Origin of the sequence: Streptomyces sp. BE303 (assembly GCF_036290945.1) — a bacterium.
In the GTDB taxonomy this organism is placed as follows: Bacteria; Actinomycetota; Actinomycetes; order Streptomycetales; family Streptomycetaceae; genus Kitasatospora.
In genome coordinates this window covers 20,696-27,448 of record NZ_JAQYWZ010000351.1, presented here as the reverse complement: position 1 = coordinate 27,448, position 6,753 = coordinate 20,696, and the positions used below count along the sequence as shown (strand labels likewise).

Here is a 6,753-nt window from a genome sequence, read left to right as displayed (position 1 = left end):
TCCGCGGCACCGATGCGAACACCTCAGCCACGAACGCGGCCAACTCGCCACGGAGTTGCTCAATCTCCCCCAAGTTCACGCCGACCAGGATGCCCGACAGGCCGACCAAGATCAATACAAGTTAACGAAGTACTACTAGGGGTGTGCCTGGTTGTTCGGTGCACGTACCTTGGCTTGTGGCAGAGCTGACTCCCCCGCCGAAGGGCCATCGGATGGCAGGCATCGACCGCACCATCTCTCACTGGCGCAGGAGCACGTACAGCCAGCAGGGCGGCAACTGCGTTGAGGTAGCGCTCGGTTCTTCCGACCTCGTCCCCGTCCGTGACTCCAAGGACCCATCCGGTCCTGCGCTCGTCTTCCCTGTCGATGGGTGGCGCTCCTTCGTCACTGCCCTCCAGGCCGGCGAATTCGGTGAGGGTTGATCGCCATCGCCCGATGGCTCTGACCGTTCACCGGTCAGGGCCATCGTCGTACTCGGCCGGTTCTGGGATTCACCCGGTCGTTCGGCGCGCGTACCGTGAACGGTGCTGGTACCAACTCCCTTGTGGAAGGGCTCCCGGATGACGCGTGTCGACCTCACGACTGCCCGGTGGTGCAAGAGCACGTACAGCGACAACGGGGGCACGTGTGTCGAGATTGCCCCCGAACTCCCCGGCATCGTTCCCGTCCGCGATTCCAAGGACCCCCACGGCCCCGCTCTCCTCTTTCCGGCCGCTGCCTTCGCCGCCTTCGTCGCTGCCGTCCGGGCCGGGGAGTTCGGAGAGGTCTGATGCTTGGTGCCGGAAGGCCCCGCCCGACCGGGCGGGGCCTTCCGGCTACCTCTCCTCCCCGGCCTCCTCCGGCGGGGGCGGCACGCCCGCGCGCCAGCGGGCCAGGGCGGTCGCGCCCTCCGCGAGCGGCCCGGGCCGCTCCTCCTCGGGGGCGCTCACCGGGCGGCCAGCGCGTGCTGGATGTCCGCCAGCGACCGGTTCTTGGTCTCCGGCACCTTCCGTGCCACGAACAGCACCGCCCCGAGTGACACCGCCGCGAAGAACCAGAACACCCAGCGCTCACCGATCGCATCGGCCGTCGGCAGGAAGGCCTGGCCGACCACGAAGTTGGCGGCCCAGTTGACCAGTGCGCACAGGCCCGTCCCCCGCGCCCGCGACTCGGGCGGGAAGATCTCGGCCGCCAGGATCCAGAACACCGGCCCCAGCCCGATCGCGAACGCCCCCACGTACGACGTCATCGCGACCAGGGCGACCGCGTCGGCGACCGGCCCCGGCTGCTGCGGCCCGAGGGCCACGCCCAGCGCCACCAGCGAGACCGCCATGCCGCCCAGCGACCAGAGCAGCAGCGGGCGTCGCCCGACGCGGTCGATCAGCGGGATCGCGGCGATCGTGAGCACCACGTTCACCGTGCCGATCGCCACCGAGTAGCCGATCGAGTCGGTGGCCGGAAGCCCGGCCCGGGCCATGATGCTCGGCGCGTAGTAGATGATCGAGTTGATTCCGCCGAACTGCTGCACCGCCGCCAGCGTCACCCCGATGACCAGCGCGGCCCGCGCCCCCGGGGTGGTGAGCAGGGCGCGCGGCCGCTCGGTCCGCGCCGTCCGGGTGCGGCCGTCCAGCCAGGCGGGCGTCTCCGGGATGAACAGCGTCCCGATCAGCATCGCCACGGACGGCACCAGCCCGACCGCGAACATGGCCCGCCAGTCGGCGGCGTCCGCGAAGGCCAGGTTGACCAGGTACGACACCAGGATCCCCACGGTCAGCAGGATCTGGTTGACCGTGATCATCCGCCCCCGCAGCCTCGGCGGTGCGATCTCCGCCAGGTAGAGCGGCACGACCGTCGAAGCGCTGCCGACCGCGAGGCCGAGGACGGCCCGGGCGGCCAGCAGGGTCCAGAAGTCGGGGGCCAGGGTGGCGAGCAGCAGCCCGACGGTGAACGTGGCGGCGACGCCGATCAGCACCTTCCTGCGGCCGAAGCGGTCGGCCGGCCGGGCGCCGGCCAGCGCGCCGACCGCCGCGCCGAGCAGCAGCGCGGAGATGACCGCGCCCTCCTGGAACGCGTTCAGCGCGAGCTGGTCCTTGAGGAACAGCAGCGCACCGGAGATGACGCCGGTGTCGAAGCCGAACAGCAGGCCGCCGAGCGCCACCACGCCGGTGGCGAGGGCCATACGGGGCACGGGTGGTGGTGCGACGTCGGGCGCGGTGGGCGGTGCGATGTCCAGGTGGAGCTGCGGTGCCATGAGCGGGTTCCCCTCCTGGGGCGGGTCGGGCCGGGCGCAGTGGGGCCGGACGTGATCGACCGGCTAGTGGTGGGCGTGGGAGGCGTCGAGCTCGTGCAGGACGGACTCGTGCCGGATGTCGAACCACCGCAGGTAGGCGACCAGCCGCTCGGTGAAGGCGTGCGCCTCCGCCTCCTCGCGCCGGCTCTGCGGGGCCCGCGCGGGGAGCGGCCCGTCGATCGACTCCAGGGCCGGGGTGCACAGTTCGACCGTGTCGCCGGGCGCGGCGAGCCCGTCCAGGTAGTCGGCGGTCCGGTGGCCGGGGACGCCGTGGTAGAGCTGCGTCCAGACCAGTTGTTGCGGTCGGGCGCCGGCCGCGGTGAGGGCGCGCCAGCGGGCGGAGGCGTCGGGGTCGTGGGCGTCGGCGTGGATCCGGCGGGCCAGCCGGGCGGTGGCGGTTCCGGCCATCCCGCGCAGGGCCTTGGCCTCGTGACTGCCGGCCCGGTCGAGCAGGGCGTCGATCTCGACGTCGATGCCGCCGACGCCGAAGGCCGCGACGGAGCCGAGGGTGGTGAGGTCGAGGCCGCGCCAGCGGGCGAGTTCGAGCCCGTCGAGGTGGGCCCGGACGGCCTGCCGGTAGCGGGTGACGGAGTGCACCGGGCCGAGCCGGACGCCGATGCCCTCGCCGAGCAGCGGGGTCAGGGCGGCGACGCCCGCGTCGGAGGCCGGCAGGGCGGCCAGCAGGTTGGGCCGCGCGACGGTGGCGGCCAGCCGGCGGGCGGCGTGCAGTTGGGCGGTGGCGGCGCGGGTGCGGGCGGCGACCGGTACGGAGATCAGTCCGTCGCGTCCTTCGCTGCGCTTGTACGCGGGGAGCAACACGTCGCACAGCAGGCGGAGTTCACTCTCCGGGACCGGTCCGGTGAGGGCGACGGAGGTGATCCGGCCGGCTTCGGCGAGGTGGCGGATCCGGTCGTGGCCGGCGGCGCCGGACGGGGTGTGCTGGTACCAGACGCCGAGGCCGGTGGCGGTGCGTACCGGGGGGCGCTCCAAGGTGCCGATCATGCGGGGACGGTCCTTTCCGGGTCGAGGGGGCGGGGGTGCGGAGTGGGTGGCACGGTTCCGGGAGCGGGTGGAGGGGAGGGGGCGGGGCGACCGGCGGGGTCGGCGGGCCGCAGCCGCGCGCTGGCCGCCACCGCGACCAGGGCGGCCAGGCAGATCGCGGCGGCGAGCGGGACCACCGGCCCGACCCCGTGCGCGGTGACCGTCCGGCCGCCGAGCGCGGCCCCTGCGGCGATTCCGGCGTTGGCCGCCGAGACACCCAGGGTGGCCGCGAAGTCACCGCCGGAGCCGGCGAGTTCGACGATCCGGGACTGCAGGGCCGGGACCAGACCGAAGCCGACCAGGCCCCAGCACGCGACGATCACCGCGGCGGCGGCCCCGGACCGGCCGAACAGGTGCAGCGCGAGCAGTGCGGCGGCGAGTCCGGCGCAGCCCAGGGTGAGCGTGCCGGCGGCCCGGCGGTCGGCCAGCCGGCCGCCGGCGAAGGTGCCGACGGCGCTGGCCGCGCCGAAGGCGAGCAGGTACGCGCCGACCAGCCCGCCGGTGACGCCGGTGACGCCCTCCAGGTAGCCGGCCAGGTACGTGTACGCGGTGAACTGGCCGGTGAACAGCACCACGGCGATGCCCAGCACGGCGAGGACCGGGCCGGACAGCGCGCCCCGGAGCTGTCCGGCCAGGCTGGCCGCCCCCATGGCCGCGGTCGGCGGGACGGTCCGCCGGACGGCCAGCAGGGCGAGCACCCCGAGCACGGTGACGGCGGCGAGTGCGGCGCGCCAGCCGAGCCACTGCCCGGCCAGCGTGCCGAGCGGCACGCCGAGCACGGTGGCGACCGAGATGCCGCCGAAGACCAGCGAGATGGCCCGCCCCTGGCGGCCGGGGCCAGCCAGGGCGACGGCCACGCTGGTGGCGGCGCCGACGATCACCCCGTGGGCGAGCCCGGCCGCGCAGCGGGCGGCCAGCAGGACGGCGACGTTCCCGGCGGCGGCCCCGCCGGCGCTCGCCGCCACGTAGGCGGCGAGCGCGCCGAGCAACAGGGTGCGGCGCGGCAGCCGGAGGGTCAGTGCGGTGAGGGCCGGCCCGCCGAGGGAGATGCCCAGGGCGTAGCCGGTGACCAGCAGGCCGACCGTGCCCAGTCCGGTCCCCAAACCGTCGGCGATCGGGCCGAGGATTCCGACGACGACGAACTCCGACGTGCCGACGACGAAGGCGGTGAGCGCCAGGGCGAGGAACGCCGGGTGATTCGCCGGGTGATTCACCTGCCGCGCGACCCGATCCTTTTCCGGAAAGTCCTTCGGAAAAGCCGCCGAAGGACTTTCCGGGAAATTCTGCGAGCCGTCGGCCGTTCTGGTCTCCGTGCTGTCCGGCATGGCCGTCAGCTCTCCGGCCAGTATTCGGAGGGGAGGTAGAGGCGGGTTTCGGTGGCCTGTTCGTACGGCATTCCGGAGGGCATGTTGATGAGTTCCATGCTCATGCCCCAGGGGGTGGTGAAGTAGACCCAGCGGTCGCCCTTGATCGGACCGTCCTCGATGGTCTCGGGCTCGCCGAGGATGGTGACGCCGGGGTGCTTGCGCAGGTAGTCGGCGGCCTTGTCGACGTCGTCGACGTAGATCGCGAAGTGGTGGCCGCCGATGTCGCTGTTGCGCGGCTGCTCGCGGTCCTGCTCGGGGGCGGTGTACTCGAAGAGCTCCAGGTTGGCGTTGGGGCCGAGGCGGAGCATGGCGATGTTCGCGGAGGCCCGCGGGTCGACGTTCAGCTTGCGGGCCATCCAGTCGGTCTCCGGGTCCTCGACCGGGCCGAGGCGGTAGGCGAGTTCGGCGCCGATGACGTCGACGAAGAAGTCGACGGCCTGCCGGAGGTCGGGCACGGTGTAGGCGATGTGGTGGACCGCCCGGGCGCCCGGAATCTTGGCCATGGGAATCCTCTTTCGTTCGATCCCGTTCCGAGGGATCCCGCCGGTGGGCCCGGCGGGACTTCCCGGCCGGCTGTCCGCAGCCGGCTGATTCGAGAATGGGGCCGACCGGCGGTGGGGGCAACGAGCTCCGGCGGACTTTGTCAAGGTGCCAAACCGGCGCTCCGGGCGTTCACGATTCCGGCCGACTGTGTTCTGCTGTTGGGCCGATCGGGAATTTCTCCCACGTATTCGAGCGGAGCTGGTTCACATGACGATCACGTCCGAGGTTCACGTCGCCGGCCGGGTGGCCCCGGGATTCGAGCGGGTCCGTGCCGAGTTCGAGCGCAACCTGCTCGAACGGGACGATCTGGGCGCCGCGTTCTCGGTCCACCTGGGCCGGGAGACGCTGGTGGACCTCTGGGGCGGGACGGCGGACGCGCGGACCGGCGCCCGCTGGGAGCGGGACACGCTCCAGACGATCTTCTCCGGGAGCAAGGGCATCACCGTCACCGCGCTGCTGAAGCTGGTGGACCGCGGTGCGATCGAGCTGGACCGCCCGGTCCCCCACTACTGGCCCGAGTTCGCGGCGGCCGGCAAGGCCGCGGTGACCGTCCGGGAGGTGGTCACCTTCACCGGTCGGCTGCCCGGCATGTGGGCCCCGGTCAGCCAGGACGACGCCAACGACCCGGTCCTGATGGCGAAGCTGATCGCCGCCCAGGAGCTGGAGAGCGACCCGCGCGCCGACGGCATCCTGTACGGGCCGCTGTCGGCCGGCTGGATCGTCGGCGAGCTGATCCGCCGGGTGGACGGCCGCCCGCTGGACCGGTTCTTCCGCGAGGAGATCGCCGGGCCGCTGGGGCTCGACATCCACTACGGCACCGGCCCGGCCGACTGGCCCCGGCTGGCCCGCACCACCTACGGGACCAACTTCCTGCCCCAGTTCACCGGCTTCTTCCACAGCGACGACCCGCTGACCCGGCGGATCTGGCAGAACCCGCAGCCGTTCCCGGACGACGAAGGCGTCTGGGGCCGTCCGGATCGCCGGTCCGCGCTGATACCGGCGATCAACGTGAGCGGCACCGCCCGGGCGTTCTCGACGCTGTACGGGATCCTGGCCGAGGACGCCGTCCGCCCGCGGGACGACGCCCCGCTGCTGCTCTCCCGGACGACCATGGACGAGGCGCGCGGCGTGTACGCCCGCAAGACGGACCGGCTGATCGACGTGGTGATGGCGTACGGCGGCGGCGGGTACCGGCTGCGGACGGCCGAGCGGCCCGGCCCGGACGGGGAGACCTTCGGCCATGACGGCGGCGGCGGTTCGGCGAACCAGGCGTGGCCCCGGGTCGGGCTGGGGGTCTCGTACGTGATGAACCGGTTGATCGCGCTGGGGCCGGACGACAAGCGGGCCGGCTCGCTGCTCAAGGCGCTGGCGGCGGACGTGACCGACCTGGGGCTGATGCCCGAGGGCCGGTCCTGAGACCCGCCGGGGAAGCCGTCGACGGCAGTGACGGCGGCGACGTTGCTGACAGCAGCGGGCCCGGACGGGCGGGCCCGGCCGGACAGGCGGAAACGGCAAGGGCCCCCACGGGGGTCG

Annotated in this window: 7 protein-coding genes; 3 read left to right on the top strand and 4 right to left on the bottom strand. The window is 73.2% G+C overall.

The window, feature by feature from the left end; genetic code table 11:
• The first annotated feature begins 212 nt into the window (after positions 1-212).
• Positions 213-422 carry a DUF397 domain-containing protein gene (locus PUR56_RS05620; RefSeq protein WP_329948080.1) on the top strand — a complete coding sequence of 70 codons (210 nt, stop codon included), beginning with the start codon at positions 213-215 and terminating at the stop codon, positions 420-422.
• A 138-nt stretch (positions 423-560) separates the two neighbouring features.
• Positions 561-770 (top strand): DUF397 domain-containing protein, encoded by a 210-nt coding sequence (locus PUR56_RS05615; protein ID WP_329948079.1) that lies wholly within the window; start codon positions 561-563, stop codon positions 768-770.
• A gap of 155 nt (positions 771-925) precedes the next feature.
• Here PUR56_RS05615 and PUR56_RS05610 read toward each other — a convergent pair whose 3' ends face one another.
• From PUR56_RS05610 to PUR56_RS05595, 4 genes are all read right to left on the bottom strand, one after another.
• Positions 926-2,230 (bottom strand): MFS transporter, encoded by a 1,305-nt coding sequence (locus tag PUR56_RS05610; RefSeq protein ID WP_329948078.1) that lies wholly within the window; start codon positions 2,228-2,230, stop codon positions 926-928.
• Positions 2,231-2,293: 63 nt separating this feature from the next.
• Positions 2,294-3,271 (bottom strand): transaldolase family protein, encoded by a 978-nt coding sequence (locus tag PUR56_RS05605; RefSeq protein WP_329948077.1) that lies wholly within the window; start codon positions 3,269-3,271, stop codon positions 2,294-2,296.
• Entirely contained in the window at positions 3,268-4,524 is a 1,257-nt protein-coding gene (locus PUR56_RS05600; RefSeq protein ID WP_329948076.1) for an MFS transporter, read from the bottom strand. The genes PUR56_RS05605 and PUR56_RS05600 overlap by 4 nt, the downstream gene beginning before the upstream one ends.
• Positions 4,525-4,640: 116 nt before the next feature.
• Entirely contained in the window at positions 4,641-5,180 is a 540-nt protein-coding gene (locus PUR56_RS05595; RefSeq protein WP_329883852.1) for a VOC family protein, read from the bottom strand.
• A gap of 247 nt (positions 5,181-5,427) precedes the next feature.
• On the opposite strand from PUR56_RS05595, the gene PUR56_RS05590 reads away from it, so the two are divergent.
• Positions 5,428-6,636 (top strand): serine hydrolase domain-containing protein, encoded by a 1,209-nt coding sequence (locus PUR56_RS05590; RefSeq protein ID WP_329948075.1) that lies wholly within the window; start codon positions 5,428-5,430, stop codon positions 6,634-6,636.
• Positions 6,637-6,753 lie beyond the last annotated feature (117 nt).

Coding starts and splice junctions, on each gene's coding strand:
- PUR56_RS05590 (WP_329948075.1), top strand. CDS start 5,428: ATGACGATCACGTCCGAGGTTCACGTCGCCGGCCGGGTGGCCCCGGGA.
- PUR56_RS05595 (WP_329883852.1), bottom strand. CDS start 5,180: ATGGCCAAGATTCCGGGCGCCCGGGCGGTCCACCACATCGCCTACACC.
- PUR56_RS05605 (WP_329948077.1), bottom strand. CDS start 3,271: ATGATCGGCACCTTGGAGCGCCCCCCGGTACGCACCGCCACCGGCCTC.
- PUR56_RS05610 (WP_329948078.1), bottom strand. CDS start 2,230: ATGGCACCGCAGCTCCACCTGGACATCGCACCGCCCACCGCGCCCGAC.
- PUR56_RS05620 (WP_329948080.1), top strand. CDS start 213: ATGGCAGGCATCGACCGCACCATCTCTCACTGGCGCAGGAGCACGTAC.
- PUR56_RS05615 (WP_329948079.1), top strand. CDS start 561: ATGACGCGTGTCGACCTCACGACTGCCCGGTGGTGCAAGAGCACGTAC.